The 17,473-nt window shown below is 44.1% G+C and carries 18 protein-coding genes; 8 read left to right on the forward strand and 10 right to left on the reverse strand.

Annotation, left to right across the window (positions count from 1 at the left end):
* Position 1: 1 nt before the first annotated feature.
* The 7 genes from KO501_RS08295 to KO501_RS08325 form a co-directional block, all read right to left on the reverse strand.
* On the reverse strand, positions 2–328 hold the full coding sequence (locus tag KO501_RS08295; protein WP_216029190.1) for a hypothetical protein: 327 nt from the start codon (positions 326–328) through the stop codon (positions 2–4).
* Positions 322–1,773 (reverse strand): S8 family serine peptidase, encoded by a 1,452-nt coding sequence (locus KO501_RS08300; RefSeq protein ID WP_216029191.1) that lies wholly within the window; start codon positions 1,771–1,773, stop codon positions 322–324. The genes KO501_RS08295 and KO501_RS08300 overlap by 7 nt, the downstream gene beginning before the upstream one ends.
* A 154-nt stretch (positions 1,774–1,927) precedes the next feature.
* Entirely contained in the window at positions 1,928–2,788 is an 861-nt protein-coding gene (locus KO501_RS08305; protein WP_216029192.1) for a hypothetical protein, read from the reverse strand.
* 26 nt (positions 2,789–2,814) lie between these two features.
* Positions 2,815–3,528: a hypothetical protein gene (locus tag KO501_RS08310; protein ID WP_216029193.1), complete on the reverse strand. Its 714-nt coding sequence runs from the start codon at positions 3,526–3,528 to the stop codon at positions 2,815–2,817.
* Positions 3,529–3,544: 16 nt separating this feature from the next.
* Positions 3,545–4,435, reverse strand: a complete 891-nt coding sequence (locus KO501_RS08315) for a hypothetical protein (RefSeq protein ID WP_216029194.1) — start codon at positions 4,433–4,435, stop codon at positions 3,545–3,547.
* The gene (locus KO501_RS08320; protein ID WP_216029195.1) at positions 4,423–5,676 is read right to left on the reverse strand and encodes a hypothetical protein; all 1,254 of its coding nucleotides are present in this window, start codon (positions 5,674–5,676) and stop codon (positions 4,423–4,425) included. The genes KO501_RS08315 and KO501_RS08320 overlap by 13 nt, the downstream gene beginning before the upstream one ends.
* 124 nt (positions 5,677–5,800) lie before the next feature.
* Positions 5,801–6,370: a histidine phosphatase family protein gene (locus tag KO501_RS08325; protein ID WP_216029196.1), complete on the reverse strand. Its 570-nt coding sequence runs from the start codon at positions 6,368–6,370 to the stop codon at positions 5,801–5,803.
* A gap of 111 nt (positions 6,371–6,481) precedes the next feature.
* Here KO501_RS08325 and KO501_RS08330 point away from each other — a divergent pair, with 111 nt between their 5' ends.
* The 3 genes from KO501_RS08330 to KO501_RS08340 are packed head-to-tail and all read left to right on the forward strand — an operon-like array spanning position 6,482 to position 8,220.
* Entirely contained in the window at positions 6,482–7,417 is a 936-nt protein-coding gene (locus tag KO501_RS08330; protein ID WP_216029197.1) for a cation diffusion facilitator family transporter, read from the forward strand.
* Positions 7,418–7,477: 60 nt separating this feature from the next.
* Positions 7,478–7,840 carry a hypothetical protein gene (locus KO501_RS08335; protein WP_216029198.1) on the forward strand — a complete coding sequence of 121 codons (363 nt, stop codon included), beginning with the start codon at positions 7,478–7,480 and terminating at the stop codon, positions 7,838–7,840.
* Positions 7,837–8,220, forward strand: coding sequence for a hypothetical protein (locus tag KO501_RS08340; protein ID WP_216029199.1), 384 nt, complete (start codon positions 7,837–7,839; stop codon positions 8,218–8,220). Before KO501_RS08335 ends, KO501_RS08340 begins: the two co-directional genes overlap by 4 nt.
* A gap of 66 nt (positions 8,221–8,286) precedes the next feature.
* On the opposite strand, the gene KO501_RS08345 is transcribed toward KO501_RS08340, so the two are convergent.
* Positions 8,287–8,880: a glutathione S-transferase gene (locus KO501_RS08345; RefSeq protein WP_216029200.1), complete on the reverse strand. Its 594-nt coding sequence runs from the start codon at positions 8,878–8,880 to the stop codon at positions 8,287–8,289.
* A gap of 247 nt (positions 8,881–9,127) precedes the next feature.
* Between KO501_RS08345 and KO501_RS08350 the strand changes: the two genes are divergently transcribed.
* The 4 genes from KO501_RS08350 (at position 9,128) to KO501_RS08365 (ending at position 13,377) form a co-directional block, all read left to right on the forward strand.
* Positions 9,128–9,706 carry a TetR/AcrR family transcriptional regulator gene (locus KO501_RS08350; RefSeq protein ID WP_216029201.1) on the forward strand — a complete coding sequence of 193 codons (579 nt, stop codon included), beginning with the start codon at positions 9,128–9,130 and terminating at the stop codon, positions 9,704–9,706.
* A 193-nt stretch (positions 9,707–9,899) separates the two neighbouring features.
* Positions 9,900–11,384: a hypothetical protein gene (locus KO501_RS08355; RefSeq protein WP_216029202.1), complete on the forward strand. Its 1,485-nt coding sequence runs from the start codon at positions 9,900–9,902 to the stop codon at positions 11,382–11,384.
* Positions 11,377–12,612 (forward strand): hypothetical protein, encoded by a 1,236-nt coding sequence (locus KO501_RS08360; protein WP_216029203.1) that lies wholly within the window; start codon positions 11,377–11,379, stop codon positions 12,610–12,612. The genes KO501_RS08355 and KO501_RS08360 overlap by 8 nt, the downstream gene beginning before the upstream one ends.
* 111 nt (positions 12,613–12,723) lie before the next feature.
* Positions 12,724–13,377, forward strand: a complete 654-nt coding sequence (locus KO501_RS08365) for a hypothetical protein (protein WP_216029204.1) — start codon at positions 12,724–12,726, stop codon at positions 13,375–13,377.
* A 3-nt stretch (positions 13,378–13,380) separates the two neighbouring features.
* Here KO501_RS08365 and KO501_RS08370 read toward each other — a convergent pair whose 3' ends face one another.
* Both KO501_RS08370 and KO501_RS08375 read right to left on the reverse strand, forming a co-directional pair.
* Positions 13,381–14,730 carry a peptide MFS transporter gene (locus KO501_RS08370; RefSeq protein ID WP_216029205.1) on the reverse strand — a complete coding sequence of 450 codons (1,350 nt, stop codon included), beginning with the start codon at positions 14,728–14,730 and terminating at the stop codon, positions 13,381–13,383.
* Positions 14,727–15,899, reverse strand: coding sequence for a serine hydrolase (locus tag KO501_RS08375; RefSeq protein ID WP_216029206.1), 1,173 nt, complete (start codon positions 15,897–15,899; stop codon positions 14,727–14,729). The genes KO501_RS08370 and KO501_RS08375 overlap by 4 nt, the downstream gene beginning before the upstream one ends.
* A 214-nt stretch (positions 15,900–16,113) precedes the next feature.
* On the opposite strand from KO501_RS08375, the gene KO501_RS08380 reads away from it, so the two are divergent.
* Positions 16,114–17,418: an aminotransferase class III-fold pyridoxal phosphate-dependent enzyme gene (locus KO501_RS08380; protein WP_216029207.1), complete on the forward strand. Its 1,305-nt coding sequence runs from the start codon at positions 16,114–16,116 to the stop codon at positions 17,416–17,418.
* The last annotated feature ends 55 nt before the right edge of the window (positions 17,419–17,473 follow it).

Below are 17,473 nucleotides of genomic sequence, written 5' to 3' on the forward strand. Positions count from 1 at the left end.
CTTATCGTGGATAAAATTTATCAATGCTGATGTTTTCAACACCGGGCTGTTCACTTAGCGCAATAAATTCGCTCATGGTTAATTCCACCAACCATTGATCGGTGGCTTTAAATTCCGACACAATGGAAATATCTTCATCCTCCAACCATGACTTCAATGTGGGTTTATCCGCGGTGAAGCTAACGGTAACAATGACGGTGATAGGCTGATGATTGTTTAGCTCTGCACACACCGCTGGAAAGCGTTCACAGGCATGGGTGGCGTCTTGCTCACAGCCGGTACTCAGTAACCCAGCAACAATGCAAAAGTAATAACGGCTTATTACCATTGGATAGTTCCTTCTTGTGGCTGACATGCTGCGTCAGTGTGTTCGATAACAATTCCATCTATAACCTGCCGACAAGGCGTTTGCGGCGTGTTATCAGGAACCGGCGTATTATTGGGTGGTGGAACAGAAGACATCATCTGCTGCAAATAAGCCAAAGCCGTGGGCAAATACAGCGCTGGGGTTTGCACGTTATTTCTCGGGTCGGTAAAAGTATTTCCATGCTGTAACGCCGCAATAAGCTGTTGTGCAGTGGCCTTAGGATAGGTGGATTTAAGCAGCGCGATGGCACCGGCCACATGGGGTGCTGCCATCGAGGTACCGGAAGATTCTGCATACTCGCCATTTAACACCGACGAGGTAATGCCACCGCCGGGGGCAACAATATCTAGCTGGGCATAACTATTGGAGAACGCAGAGATGGTGCCTTCCGGTTCAATGGAACCCACCGTGACTGCCGTAGAAATACAGCCAGGGCTGGCCACACCATCGTCACGGCCCTCATTACCGGCCGCAATAACAGTCACAACTCCACGTGTTGCCAACAAATCCACATAGCGTTTAATGGGGGAATCATCACAGGGCTGGGAATAATAGCCGCCACCCAAGCTCATGTTTACTGCCGCAATATGATAGCGTTCGGCGTGCTGATAAACCCAGTCCAACGCTTGCATCACATCGCTGTCGCGAGAGGTAATGCCCTGCCCCAAGGTAGAAAATACATTGATAGCAACCAGCGATGCCTCTTTAGCAACACCATTAAATTGGCTATGTTGTCCGGCCACAATGCCTGCTACATGGGAGCCATGAAAACAGCTAGGTTCTGTACACGGCGCCCCAGCGGTAATGCCTTCTGCGCGTCTTGTACCACCTGGACAGCTAGCATTGAAAGAAAAACACGCGCCAGCTACCACCCGCGAGGCCAAAAAAGGATGGAAAGCCTGTACGCCGGAATCGATTATAGCGACGGCATAACCCTGACCAAGACGGGCGTTGTCCATCACGGCATCTACCCCAATGGTTTTGCTGCTTGTACTGAGCGATAGGCTGTTTGAACGGTCGGTATATACACCTTGCACCAAATTTGATGCGGCTAACTGTTTGTATTCTTGGGGACTAATGGTTTTCGCAATGGCAGGGACATGTTTAAACTTAACCATGTCATTAAAATTTACCCAGCCCATATCATCAGCAAGTTGCTGTTGTACCACGTCAATATAGTCTTGCAGATTTAGCCATTGCCCTTTTTGCTTAGATGAAGGCACAACGTTCGTCTTTGTGTTGTGTAAAAGCACAATGACAGGAACCGTACCATCGCCTTTAGCAAGGGCAGAAAACTGTTTCGTATCAAGTTGTTGAGCCTTGGCACTGTAAAGTATTACGCTACCAAATAAAGCAATGCAAAACGAGCTGGTATATAACAGTAATGACGCGCTGATCCTAAACATAGCATGTTCCGTTTATTGCACCGTTTGGCTTAGTATGGCTGCCACCGATGCCAAGATTGATGTCTCTTTTTCTATGTATAAGAAGAACAGAGCAAAAACCTGTTATTCCCAATGAACCGTTTTATGGTTCACGGTACTGTGTCTTACTACCGATTTAATTGAAAATGCTCGACACATCGACCTCTTGTTTTTCTTGCTGTACCGGCGAAGCGTTAACACTGACACTAAACACGCTGCCTAATTGCTCAACCCTCACCGGCACTGACCAACCTGAGACCAATTGCTGTAGCGTCACAGCCACTTTCTCTCGACGTTGTCGACTGCTTAACATCACGCCAATATCTTTGTATTGCACAACATTCACATAGCCCTCGGCTTGCGGTAACGCCGCCATAAATCGCGCAATATGCTCGTCACTCATTTGGACAAAATTAATTTGATGCTTGTAGGTAAAATCAGGACGGTTTACTTCGTGATCCAACATTTCAGCCAGTACCGCCCCCAATTCTTCGGCTAACCAGCTAGCATAGCTCCCCACCGATTCAGACAAACACACTGATGTGCAATTTATCGGCACAAACCAAGAATCCGATGCCTTGGTTTCAAAAGATCCCAAAGCTTCACCCGTAGCGATATAAATAAGCTTACCCACCAATCGGGCTTTCACTGCTTTGCGGGTTTTATATTGATTTTCAGGGGTATGCAGATGGATCGTAAACTGCACTAAAATATCGATGGGTTGGCTTTGAATACTGCGGGCAAGCGCCTTAACTCGCTTGTCGGTTCGCTTTCCTGTGCGCTGATAATCTAACGTAAAAATGTCGTTATCGGCGTAGGTGGTAAACCCCCGAAATACCATTTGTTCCACAATGGCGGTGGTAACGCGGGAATAAATAGGATCCGTAATTGCAATAGCGCTATTTTCGCCGTCGGCGCCCATTACTACCAAACTCGGTGTAGCGCGGGCAAACAGCGACAAAAAAAATAGTCCGGTTAGCAACAGTATTTTAGTCATCGCCATCCCCTCACCGTCAACGCCGCCTATAAACTCATTTGCGAAATATCGTTTAACTCTTCCATTTCAGATGGCATCTCGATGCCTTGATCTTGGGAGTATTCATAGACCAAAGCCGTGGTTTCGTACAAGGTGGTCATATAGTTTGGGCCGCTACGTGTAATTTCCGTTACCGCGTTGAGACGAATTTTATTTTGCTCTAGCTGACGGTAATCCGCTGCGTTATCAATTAAGTACTGAGAATAGCCTGGCGCTACCTGTACCACCTCTCGGGCTTGTTTCACGCCAACGTAATAAGGCACAAAACCGGTAGCGAATAACACCGAATTCTCCCGCGATAAGGTTTCTTCCTTATCTTTGGTTTCGGCGATGACATCTTGTGCCTTTTCGCTTAATGCATTAATGGTGTCTAAGGCTTCACTATCTAAGGTGCTGCCTCTTTCTAAGTCTTCACGCTGCGCTTCTAATTGTGCTGCTAATTCGGCTTTCCCAAGGGCTGTTAACCAAATTTCTTGAGCTGAAAGTATGGACAACAGCGAGGTAATATAAGCGCCCAGCAAAGGGTCGGCCACAGCTAACCCTGGGTTTATATCGAACCGTTCGCTAATATTTTCAGGGCTGACACTGTTGCTGCTTCCTTGCAAAATAACTAAGGTGTCTTTAATCACCTGCTCAGTTGACTGGCATGCACATAGCACACTTGCTCCTACGAAAACCGCCACCGCTTTTGCGTTTACCATTATCTAATCCTCTGATTTATAATTTACGTAAAAAGTAACTTTTTATTTTTGCCGCTAATTTTCTAGTGGCATTGTTGATCCCGTTTTGGGCTGCCAATTCCATGGTCTCGCCCTGTCCTAACACGTTACTCACGGTTTCTGTGGTCTCTATCTGGCCACTTTTGGCATTGGTGATCCTGGCTTTCGATTCCAGCTTCACCAGATGTAAGGTTTCGGTAAGTTCATCAACCCCTGCGTAAATCAACGTATGACTGACCAACACACTATAGGCTTCGGCAAGACCCGCTTTGGCTTTTGCAGCCACATTCAATGGCGCCATCCCAATATCGCCACGGGATTCAAACTCTGCCTCTAACAGGGTTAAATTAAATACTCCGCCGGTTCTGTCTGTTAGCTCTGCATAATCGGTCTCTACAGATAAGTTGCCCCCTTTGAGGTATTCAGGCAGCGATGGCGTAACACCATCAACGACCTTAAGCAGTTCCTCTTGGGTTGGTTGCATCAATTCCACCACCACCAAGGTAATTGATGACTGCCCTGTCATTAGCGTATCTAGCCGCGATTCAAAATCGCCCTTGTTAAAATACGCAACGACGTCGGTGTGTAGAGTCGAGTCAACAATGCGGTGGGCGACCTTGTGCTCACCGATAAGCTGCCCAACGTTTTTAATCATGGTGGGATGAGGAATATGTTGTTTTATAAACGCCAACATATGAGGGTCGTGAGCCTGATAATACCCTTGAATACCGTTGTACAAAGCTTCCTTTGTTTGTTCGTCTTTCTGTTCACGGGTAAAGCGAGACTGGGTTAGCGTGGCGTAACCTTCTATTCTTACTTGGGTTGTATTGGCGTAAGTATTTGTGGCAAAAGCACTTAGCAGTAGCACTAACATCATTAAAGTCGGCATGATTTATAGGCCTCCTTTAATGCTTCAAACTGCTTTAAAAAACCACGTTTTTGTTTGCGTTGGAAACCCTGCATTTTGAAAAATGCAGTGGTATCTGAGTAAATATCCGTATTGGTTTTATAAATTAACGACAACAATTGCTCTTCAAAGAATACCCACTCAGCAAAACCACTGGAGCCACTGGATGAAGGAATGGCTTGGCCGAATTGCAACGGTTGACTAAAAATCAATTCGTCACCACGTTCGAGGTTTTTATTTACCGTAATGCGAGAAAACGCCACGTAATAATTGGCTTCTCCGGCACTATTTTTACTAAAGGGGACTTTTTTAAACCCGCGAACGGTGTAATCCACTTTGTAGTAGGGTTTCGGCAAAATTAAATTGTAGGTTTGTTCACCGCCAGAAAAACGCCCCTGCATGGTAAGTACAGATAAATCGGCGTTATAGGGTTGCACTGCAATACCTTGGGTTTCAGCCATAGCCTTGGTCAGTTGATTGGCCACATAACGCTTAAATACCGCCATATCGTCTGCTTTAAATTTTTCAGGAATAAAAGCGTTGGCTTTCTCTTCAACCACTACCGAGGACACCGCAAACTGAGTAAGATTTGATTTTCCTGGTGGGGGGGCGGTGTGCAAGTAGTCTACAAAATGAGCAAGTAGATGTTCAGGTTTACCGCACACATTATTGGCCAACATATCAGATACCCGCTGGCGGATCATGGCTTCGGTGGGCGGGGCTTCGTCAATATCCTTACAACGAATAACCGGTAAGGTGTGAGTAAAAACCAGCTGGGAAGATTCAACATCAAAAATTAATAGCTGTGCAGAAAGTTGTACCCACCAAGTAAACCAGGGGGTGTGATCAATCATTAGCTGCTCGGTAGACACGGTTTCACTGTCGAGCAACAAAGTAGCGGCGTATTTGTAGCCTTCATCTTTATCCAGAATACTGGCGGTAAGGGTAAAGTTTTGCGGTGGCTTTTTTAAAATAGCCTGATACAAATGACGATTTAGTTTTTCTGATTTAACAATAGAAGATGAAAACGGAAAGCGAACGGGAAGGGCTTTCTTCCCGCTTTGAAAAGTAATACCCGCAAAAGCCACCGTTTCTTTAAATTCATTGTTACCGCTGGCTCCCCATGTAACGGGAAGCCACAGAAGTAACAATGGGCACCAATTAAGGCGCTTCGGTTGCCGTATTTTTTGCTGTAAAAACTGCTGCCATAACCTCTGATCCATAACACCCATTGCCTAACGTGTCCTTTTGCTTGAGGCTATAAGAGCATTTGCTTAATTTTTTCTTAAAGTTCAATCTATATTAACTTTAATGGCTGTGCAAATTTTGATCAGCTGTGATAATGGGTTAATCGAGCCATTTCTCCCAATGCAATTTGTTATCTTCCCAGCGCAATAACATACCACCACAGTTATCAATGACTTGGCCTTGGTCAAAACTCTGCGCCAAGCACGCCATAGCATCACCATGACTAATGATCATGACGCCGTTATACTTATGATTAGCAAACAAATGTGCAAAGGTTTTATAGAACCGGGCAGTGACCATATTGGCGCTTTCACCGCCGGTATTTGGCATGAGATCAGGGCGCGTATATCGGTGCTCACGAAACGCCTGATATTCTGGCAATGTGGCAGTTTGCTTGCCTTGCCAAGAACCAAAATGGCGTTCACAAAAGCCCGGCAAGGTTAAGCGAGGTTGCTTTAACGTGGCGGCAATAATATCAGCCGTTTGTACCGCTCGGCCTAAATGCGAGCTAACAATAAGTTCCAGCGGCCAAGATTTTGCTTTTTGTGCCAATTGCTGGGCTTGCTTTTGGCCATCTTCAGTGAGGGGGCTATCTAGCTGCCCTTGTAATATTTTGGCTTTGTTCCATTCCGTTTGCCCATGACGGCATAAGTAAATCTGTTGCCCCATTATTGCTCCTCGTTATATTGAAATTTGTTGCATAATACTTTGATAAATAGCGGCCATGTTAAGTACACTTAATCACTCTAACCTTTATTTACCAACAAGATTACATTACCGGTGTCACAAAACACTCACTCCCGCTGGATCAATGCTGCCACCACTGCTGCAGTTTGTGTGGCATTACTTTTGTGTGCGGTAAAAATAGCAGGTTGGTTTATCACGGGTTCAACCGCTATTTTAGGCTCGTTAGCCGATAGCTGTATCGATTTACTGGCTAGCGTTGCAGCCGCACTTGCCGCTCGCTTTGCCGCCATTAAACCTGATGCCAACCATAAATATGGACACAATAAAGCTGAGGCCTTGTTTGCTTTAACACAAGTTGTGTTGATTAGTGTTTCTGCCGCGTTAGTAATTTGGGAGTCTACCGGCCGCTTATTTTCACCTCAGCCCGTTCACGCTCCCCATATTGCCATGGGTACGCTGGTGTTTGCACTCATTGCGACCCTTACTCTAGTGACCTTTCAAACCTATGCTCTGAAAAAAACAGACTCGTTAATTGTGAAATCTGATCGGGCCCATTACTTAGGTGATGTGATGGCTTTAGCAGGTGCACTAGCAGCGATATTCATTGGCGAAACTTACGGTATACCTCGACTTGATGCTATTGCTGGACTGATCATGGGAATATTTTTGGCCTATGCCGCCTGGCAAGTGGGTAAATGCGCCATTCCAGAATTAATGGATGAAGAACTTCCACAGCAAGACAAGCTAAAGATTGTGGCTATCTTAAAACAAAACAAAGATATTTTAGGTTATCATGCGCTGCGCACCCGTCGTGCTGGCTCAAAACGTTTTATTCAGTTAGATATTCAACTTTCCGCCTCGCTATCGTTTCGTCAGGCACATAAGATCACCGACGATGTTGAATTAGCGCTGGAAGCCGCTTTTGCCGACACGGATGTGATTGTTCATGCCGACCCGGCTGGCGAAGCCAGGCTTGAGCGTCGGGGGCGAGAAGAAGTCGCCTATAAAAAACAAATAGATACCGAGTAAGTAGCCCCTTGGCATTCATTCTTTTCATTTTCAAACGCCACAATTAGAGATTTTTTTAGTATGGCCTTTCTTTTTAGCAAACTTGTCGCGTTTTTCTTAGGCACGTTCAGCTGTTTTTCCTTACATCAAGAACTTCAAGTACCCGTAGTATTGGCTGGCGCCATCACTGGGTTAGCAGGGAGTTTTTGGCATTATCCCAAACGCTTTGATCCTCACCCGCAAGCGGCGGTGTATGCCGGAGCGTTTGCCGGTATGTGCTCGTCTCAGTTAATCGGTGGTTACGTAGAATTGGCGGCCGTGGCAGCCCTTGGCGCTGTGCTTTATACCTTGAGTCGACCGTTATTCCATGGCTTTGGTGGTCGTTTAGGTACCATATCCTTTATTGCCGTGACCTTAGTCTTACTGGCAAAGGGGCTATTATGATCGCACTATTTACTGTTTTAGTGTCTGTGGTGAGCGCCATGAGCACGTATAAATTAGCACAATATTCATCCTTCAACGCCATACGCGCATCGAGCACCCTTACCATTCTTGCCTATGGTGTTGCAGTCGTTGCCCATGTCGACGCCGCCTATTGGTCTCTGGTTTTCTTTGGTGCCAGCTTTGTCGGTATGAGTACACCCCAAAAATTTGGCTATACGTCGATGGCGGTTTCCGGTGCGTGCTTTGGTTGTCTTTACCTATTAATTGCCCCTTTTATTAACGGCATTGGCGGCGCACTCGGTAGCAGTGCCTTTCTGGCGGTGTGTGTATCTCATGTGGGAATACTACTAAGAGAACGAAACACAAAACGCAGCGTATGAATGAACCATACGCCGGCAACAATCTGGGGCGCTAAGTGGCCCGTTGTAACGTAGTGATAATGACAACTAAATACCTGGCATAGAAATAAAATTAGGCAATTGTTTAATACGTTTTAGCCATGCTTGTATATGGGGATATTTTTGGATTTCGATGCCACCCTCCCACGACAATGCCACATAGGGGAAAACGGCACAGTCAGCAATGGTTAATCGTTTGGCAGCCAGCCAATCATTGGTCGACAAGTGTTCTTCTAATAAACTAAGAATACGCGCGCTTTGCTGCCGTGCGACGTAGCGATCAAGGGGAATATTGAACTTATCAATAAGCCTAGCCGCGTTAGGCCCGTGTCTAATTTCACTGGCAGCAACCGATAACCACTGCATCACGTCGGCTTGCAAATAAGGTTCTTTAGGCCACCATCTTTCGTCGCCGTACTTGCTTGCTAAATAGACTAAAATGGCTTGAGAGTCTCGCAGCGTAATCTCATTATCAACAAGTATAGGAAGCTCACAAAAAGGATTCAGTTGTTTGCATTTATCACTTTTGTGCTCGTCGTTCATAAAGTCGACTTCCACAATTTCTATCGGCGTATCGATAAGGGCACAGAACAACCTTACCTTATAGCAATTGCCAGACAATTCCATATCATAGAGCTTCATGGGACCTTCCTTTTCAGTTATTCATTTCTTAAATTCAACAACTTGCCCATGTAAAGCACGAATGAACAAGCCAAGTCTTTAGAGACCGAGAAAGTTAACTCAGCGTCCCACTGCCATAAAGCGCGGCTAAGCAGAGATGGCAAGTTGGGCAAACCAGCAAGTAGACAACTTTGTCTCCTTGCTTTGCAGAGTAGACAGAGTTGTCTACACATGTCAATATTTAAGCGGGATTCTTTGAGGTATTACGGTGGAAAAAAAAGCACATATTGTAAAAGTAGCCTTCGAACTCTTTTACCAATACGGGGTTCATGACGTCGGCATAAATCGCATCATCGCCGACGCCGGTATTGCGAAAAAAACCCTATATCATCATTTCGACAGCAAAGAAGCGTTAGTGGCAGCCACTATTGCCTATCGTGATGAATGCTATTTTTCATATCTGACGAAAAGGTTAGAAACAATACCGTCAGGTTTAGAAGCAATTAACACCTTGTTTGATTCACTCAATGATCTTATCTACGAGAAACAGCCTGAAAACGGTGAATTTTTTGGCTGCTATTTTATTAATGTAAGCGCCCAATTCAGTAGCCAAGACAACCATCTTCATAAGCAATGTGCCCAAAGTAAGCAAAAGATGCTAAACCTCATTCAACATCATGTCTCTCATATACTAGACAAAGAGACGGCAATTATAACCATGACAGATGCAATAGGATTATTGTTTGAAGGTGCCATTGTGCAGGCATACGTACTAGGAGATAAACAAGCTGCTGCAAAAGCAAAAGCAATAGCTGCGGGGCTTTTAGAGCAAAAAGCAGCGGCTTAATGGTACCCCTAAGATAAAAAAACCAGTTGTTAACAATTTTGCTAAGATCTTCGTCATTTATATTCTAGAAAATTAATTTGAATCAATAATCTAACTACTTTAGTCTTGGTCACTTATTTTTTCGTGCATTCGCACAAAAACCTCGAAATGGGGCCCTTTGCCGCCATTTTCTAACGGATTAAATATAGTCATTATGAAGGTTTTTCTTCTCGATTGGATGAGCGTCTTATTTTTTTGGGGCGCAGCACTTTTCTTCTGTTTTATTGGTACCGAAGCAGGGTTTAAATACTGGAAGCGCAAACTACTTATTGGTGTACCATTTTTCCTTTTGTTTGTGTTTTTGGTGCAGGCATGGGGCGCTCCCCGATACTTTGTTTATGACGATGTTGCGCCGCAAATGTTAGATGGCAAACCCTATTATCCTGCGGTTAAAAACCACCTTATATTCCAGCGGCCTTCGTTTAAAACATACGGCGTAATCAGCCAAGATTTAACTGACTTTAAGCAAGACGACACTTTATTTGCGTCTTTTAAGGTGACACCACTTAAACGTTATCCGTCGGTAAGCGGCATTAAAGGTTGGACAAATGAACTCATATTGCTGGCCTATTTTGTCCTTTGGTTTTTACTGCTAAATAAAATGCATAACGCCAGTGCCGCCAGCTTACTTTACCGCGAGGCGCGCAACATCGGCCGATTAGAGGGTTATCGACGTTATCTTAACGCATCGCACCCCATTCGCTTTTTACAACCGATAAAAAGACGAAATGCAAAGCGACAGTTTAACGAAATACGTATGATTTATATCCGCTCTTTACAAGCGGTACTTAATTCACTTATCGCTCAATCAAAGGGCACGTCAAGTACAACATTGGCCTTTATCTCACAGCGCCTTTCAGACTCGATTAATCCCCGCCCATCGATTAACGCTAAAGGTTTAATCGAAGACATTACAACAAAAGATGACGAAACGCTGTATGAAGCTAACGTGGATCTCAAACGCAGCCACTACACGCCCTCTAATCACGATTTAAGTCATGCACTGACTAACAGCTTAACGCAAACGCTAAACCAATTTTTGCCTGAACCTTTTTTGCAGGTTGCTGATGACCCCTTAGATGCCACCATTGCTTTGAACTGTGAACTCGTCATGCGCGCTTATGCACGTAGCGAACTGAAAGACTCGAAAAAGAAACTGACATTAGTGGTCGTGGCCAATAAAACACCCCAAGATGATAATGAACATTGCCTCGCTTTGAGGCATCAAATAAGTCCGTTTCCCCCTAAAATTTATCAACATGGCCGAGAGAAAAGTAAAAAGCTTTGTGCAAACACCTTGGCTCAAATGGTGGTCAATGACACCTTATTTTCAACGACCCAAATGGTTAATGTCAGCGCCGAAAATGCGCTAGCCCTCAAAACGAAATTAGCGCAAATTAAAGCACGGCAAAACGCCTTGTTTGACACCATCATTCAAGAGTGCAAATCCACAGCTAAAGACGCAGCGCTTGCCGAAAGCATTAATTACGTGATTAAACAAAATGAGGCCCTCTTTGACAGTGTTATGTCAGACGTCCACCAGCTTATTGCTGACAATTCCAATCTGTATGCAGATTTTGTCGCACAAGAGGTTATCGGCGGCCTGTTAGAGGATTTTGCGGAGGTTGCCAGTGATTAAACTCACCAGACTTTGTATTTTGGTAATCATATCCACACTCCTGTTCTCTTGCTCGAAAAGCACAAAACTGTGGCACACGGCAAAGGAAGAGGGAGTATCTACCACCACGGGTTGGGGGGTAGATTCAGCACTACAGTACGTAAGGCTTGATTACTTGTTATCGTTAATTGAAGAGAACCGTGTTCATAGTGCAAAAGCCGGTAGAGGCGTAACCCTCACCATAACAAACTGGCAAAGCAAAATGGTCCTTTCCCTAGAGCCGGTAAACACCGTGGGCAAAAAGCGGAGAATTTATGAAACGATGCATGTTATTCCCGGCACCTACGTAATTACATCGAACCTGGGTACCGCTGCCTATACGATCACCCTAACTGAAAATACCTCGTTAGATTATTTTGATCTTGCCAAAAAACTGCACGCAGATGCCAGCAAAGGACGCGGCAGACTGACACTCACGTTGTCTCCTGCTGATGCAAAAGTGGTGCTGTATGGAACGCCACAGAAATACCACAAAGGGGTTAAATTGCCCGTTGGAACGTTCAAAGTTAAAGTGTCTAAGCATGGCTACGAAGATTCACTGCTTAGCGTAACTATTAGCGACAATACGCTTACGTCAAAAACCATTACATTGAAGAAAAAAGAAAGCACGGCTGGGGCCACTAACGGCAATAGAGACGAAAAAGGTGACATTATTTCGGTTGTGGGGGGCGCCAAAGAAACCTCAGAGACTGGACCAGCAGTTGAAACTGGCCAGTTAGTAGTGTTACCTCTGCGGGACGATATCGCCTACCTTGTTAAATCGGTATCCGGTGAGCAATTCGAATTTGCGCCCAAATTACAACTTCCCATTGGCAATTACAGTGTTACGGCCAAGCGCAGTGACGATGGGGAAGTATGGGAAACAAAACTAGTGCGCGTGCGTAAAGACCAATCTCAATCGGTGATTTTCGATATTCCTGTGCAAGCCTATCAATACAAACTAGATACGACACTAAGCTTTAAAAGCACATCGTTTTATCGCCAACGTGTGGTCATTCATTTAACCCCGAAAAGGGGCAACACAGTGACATTCAAAGATCGCATGGGCCGAAATGGTCTGGAAATCGAAACCGAATTACTAAACGGGGTTTACGAAGCCGAGCTTCATGCTCGGGGAATACGGTATGATTTAGGTACCATCGCAATTTCTAAATCGAAAAGTAACAAGTTTGAGTTTGTGCTTAAATAGTGAATATATTGGTGCAATTAACGCAACCAAATCTGAGTGTTTGGCAACTTGTTGAACACCTCCGCCTGCAATACCCTGCATTAAATAACTATCGTAGTGATAAAATATTAAATGCTATTCCACATTGCAGGCGCTGTAAGTTCGTTCGCTTTTCTTCTTACCTGGTACGGCTTAGGCAAACAAATAAGCGAAATTAGACACCGAGAACAGTGCGGACAAAAGTCAACTCTTGGGTTATCGATAAACCAGTTTGTATCTAGTTATTTTGCTTTTTTTGCTAACTTTATATTTGCTATCGCAGTAGACGTTTTTAATCACTATTTATTCTGGACCCGTTTAGGAGCTCTCGCTTTATTATTGATAATTTTATTTAAAATTTGGCAAGAGAGACGTACAGCAGTATCCGGTTTAGTTTACTACTTTTCATTCTTCATATTTATTGCTGGGTTGCTATCGATTGCTTTTCGCCCCTATCCAGGCATTGCTAAAATGGGGGCAAATACACTCATGATGATCGTGACCTTATTGCTCATCCAAGGCACTGTACATCAAATTTTGACGATAAGAAAAGCAGGCACAAATGGCGCGCTATCCCCTTCTCTTTTTAGAAGTATATTGATTAAAGATCTCAGCACTCTTGGCTTCGCCTTTACCATGCCATTTGCTACTGCTTGGCCGTTGCTGGTACTTAATGGCGCAAGTGTCATATTTCGTGGCGCATTATTACTACAAATAGAAAAACTATCTAAGAAGCAACGCATCTAATTACTATTTGGCAATAAGATTGCTGGCAAGTGGTTTATAACTCACAAGTATTATAAAACTTGCACAACCCACAATGGCACCATGAAGCATCCAAAACTCTGACGGTGAAAGTAACTCGTAAAATCGTCCCAGATAGCCACTAAATATTCCGCCGACGAAAATAGCTAAATAGTAACTACCCATCATAGTTGCGTTAATGTATGGCGGTGCCGACTGAGAAACTAATGCTAAAGCAACGGGGCCTACATATAGATAACCTAGGGCACAAATAAAATGAAAGACAACCGGCCAAATTAACGCTATTTTTTCACCGTCACTCACCCACCCTCCTAAACTTAACCAAATATTCGCCATAGCAAATACTGCACATCCGATTGTAATTTTTATTAAACCGTTGGGCTCGCTTTGACGTCGGTTCTGTTTTTTCCATAACATAATAATAACGGGGGCTAAGATAAGAACAGCGAACATATCTAGAGATTGAAACCAAGTTATTGGAATAGTAAATGAGAAGAAGCTACGGTCGACATTATCACGAACCCAAATGGGATAAGTATTCCAAACCTGTGACTGAACAGTCCAATACAGTGCGGTGATAAGAATGACGCAGACTGTACTTATGATCACTTTCCCATCCCCTTCTTGCACGCCCTTCTGTTGCTGTCGGCTTACGTCCTCGTTCTCCTTTGGCAAAAATTTCTGCCCTCGCATATAGATTAACATTCCGAACAGCATTCCCACGCCTGCGCAATTAAACCCGTAATGCCATCCATATAATTCGCCTAAAGTGCCGCAAACAAGCGGTGCGACAAATCCACCTATATTAATTGCCACTGAATACAGCGAAAATGCGGCATCTCTGCGCTGATCACCCTGCTCATATAAGCTACCTACCTGAGCGGCTAAGTTACCTTTTAATAGACCACAACCAATAATAAGTAGTGCTAGAGCCAAAAAGAAAAGAGATTCAAAAGCCATCATAAAATGCCCCAGAGACATTAAAATGGCACCTGATAGTACGGCTTTCGTTCTGCCAATAAAGCGGTCTCCAATAAGACCGCCGAATACTGGCATTAAATATATCAAGCCTATATACAAACCAAACAATTGTGTTGCCAGTGCTGTAATGCTTAACGCGCCGAAGACACTTTCAACACCAGAAACCACTAAATCGAAACCTAAGACATGTACGCTATTTTCGGGCAACAAAATATAATTGACCATATAGAGAACAAGAAGCGCCTGCATGCCATAAAAAGAAAAACGCTCCCAAGCTTCAGTAAACACAATAAATGCCAACCCTTTAGGATGACCCAATATTTCGCAACTTCCCTTATTGCCGGCCGTTTTCATAAATTACCTTCTAAACACGCTACCATTGCATTGAAAAAATCGTTGTCTTCAATGGCGTTGTCGCACATTGGTTTAGAACGAATTGCCGACGTTACAATAACCACATTCTGTTGTGGGTTAACGTAAATACGCTGACCAAAAATACCTCTAGCACTGAAAGCTCGACTTCCAAACTCTCCATCGCTGTCCGGCACCGACCACCACATAAAACCGTAAGGGACTCTTTCGCCGTTCATAAATGTTGGCCCAGATGCTTCGTTACACCACCCGTCCGGCAGGATTTTTTTATTATCTATAACGCCACCATTCGCCATAAAGCAACCAAACCGTGCAAAGTCTCTTAAGCATGCATTCAAACCACTGCCAGCCACTTCTAACCCGTCATCTGATTCAAGCCACCAGTAAGCATCTCTTTCCATTCCCAAGGGCTTCCATAAATTTTCAGATAGATAATCGGATAGCCACTTTCCAGTCGCGGCGCGGATTAACTCACCCACCAAATGTGTTTCGCCAGTACTATAGTTCCAATGGCGGCCCGGTGAATGTAATCTCGGAAGATTTGTCATAAAACGTAATATTTCACCTGGCTTTTGCGCAATTTGAGCTTCTAAAACAATGCGTCTTTCAGATTCTGGATTGGTGTGGTCTTCGTTCCATTGAACACCAGAAGACATGAGCAAGAGCTGCCTTATGGTTACTTTTTCGTAAGATGTGTTGCTAAGAGACGGAATATATTCAATTAAATAATCATCAATGCCTTTTATATCGCCATTTTTTATCGCGATGCCCACAAGCGTTGCACTAATAGATTTCACCATAGACATTGAGATCCAATGGCTCGCTTCTGTCATACCGAAGTCATAGTGTTCGAATCGAATATCACCATTTTGCACTACAATCAGTCCCGTGATCCTATTTCGCGAGATGTAGTCATAAATGTCATGCTCATTTCCGTTGGAACAAAAAGTAAAATCCTTAAGTGAAAGTGGAACCTTTGGAAACTCGCGGGCCAAACTTCCAGCTTTAACCCGACGTGTTGGAAAAGCGGAGCTCATGGTACTGAACGCTTGGACTTGCTCAGCAGGAAACAATTTTCCAGAGTACGCGTTTCTTATAGGATTAGACATATTCTGATAAATCGAATCATGCTTTTTCTCAATATTCTTCATTAGCAATCTCAACACTGATGGGCTACATAAAGTTTTCACTCATAAAAGTTTACGTGACTTGTTCACATAGAGAAGTTGCTAACGCCGTGCATATCGGTGCTTCAATGTCACCAGAGGTGTCTTAACAACACCTAAACTGTCCGTTTAAGCATCGCCATTATGTGAAGCAAATAACTTAAAATCATTTTGACCTTTGCTTAGATAGGATAAAAAGATGAATTTAGACGCGCATTGGATGCCATTTACAGCGAACAAGGCATTTAAAAAAAATCCTAAAATGCTGCATTCGGCAAGCGGCATGTATTGGAACTTTGACACAGACCAAAAAATTCTAGATATGACTGCAGGACTTTGGTGCACCAATCTAGGACATGGAAGAAAAAAAGTAGCTGAAGCTATGTACAATTCAGCCTGCAAACTAGATTACGCGCCATCATTCAGTTTTGGACATGAAAGCGCTTTTGTTTTGGCTGAGAGACTGGCTGAAATATCTCCAGCAAACCTGAACAAAGTATTTTTTACAGGTTCAGGTTCAGAATCTGTAGATACGGCGATAAAAATGGCACTGGCTTATCATGTCGCTAATGGCCATGGCAGTAAGAAAATGATTATCTCTAGAGAGAGAGGTTATCATGGTGTAAATATGGGGGGAACAGCTGCAGGCGGACTTCCCTACAATACTAGAACGTTCGGACGCTGGGGGCAGGTAGATTTTTTATCATGTCCGTTGGATATGGAAAACAGCGCTTTCAGTAGAGGGCAGCCTAAGCTCGGCGTGGAAAAAGCCGATGAATTAGAACAAATCATTAACCTACACGGTGCCGAGAATATTGCTGCGGTGATCGTAGAACCCATCGCTGGCGCCGGTGGCGTTATAATTCCACCGCAAAACTACCTTAAGAGGTTACGTGAAATTGCCTCGAAACACGGCGTCCTCCTGATCTTCGATGAAGTCGTATGCGCGTTTGGTCGTACCGGGTCGTTTACGGCATCCCAAGAATTTGATGTAACCCCCGACATTTACACAACAGCAAAAGGGCTAACATCAGGAATGATTCCTATGGGAGCCGTTTTTTGTACCGATACCATTCATGATGCAATTATTAATGGCAGTGAAGGTATTGAGTTTTTTCATGGATATACATACTCTGCGCACCCCACTGCCTGTGCGGCGGCACTAGCGTGTTTAGATATCTATGAAGAGGAAGGCTTGTTTACTCGCGCTAATGAAGGAATTGGCCAGTATTTTGAACAAGTTCTTCATAACCTTAAAGAATTGCCCGGTATCATTGATATTCGAAACTATGGCCTTTTAGGAGCCATCGAATTCGAACCTCAACAGCCAGGACAAACCCCGATGGGCGTAAATGTTTCTAATGACTTGTGGAACAATGGCGTCATGGTAAGAGGATTAGGCAATGCGATTGTCGTTTCTCCGCCCTTGATTATTGAAAAAACACACATTGATGAATTTGCAGAGAAAGTATGGCAGTCCATCAAGACATGTTACAACGGTTAACACGATAACATGTAAAATAAAAAACCAGCCCTAGGGCTGGTTTTTTTGTCCTCGT

It is taken from the genome of Alteromonas sp. C1M14 (assembly GCF_018860965.1).
Taxonomy (GTDB): Bacteria; Pseudomonadota; Gammaproteobacteria; order Enterobacterales; family Alteromonadaceae; genus Alteromonas.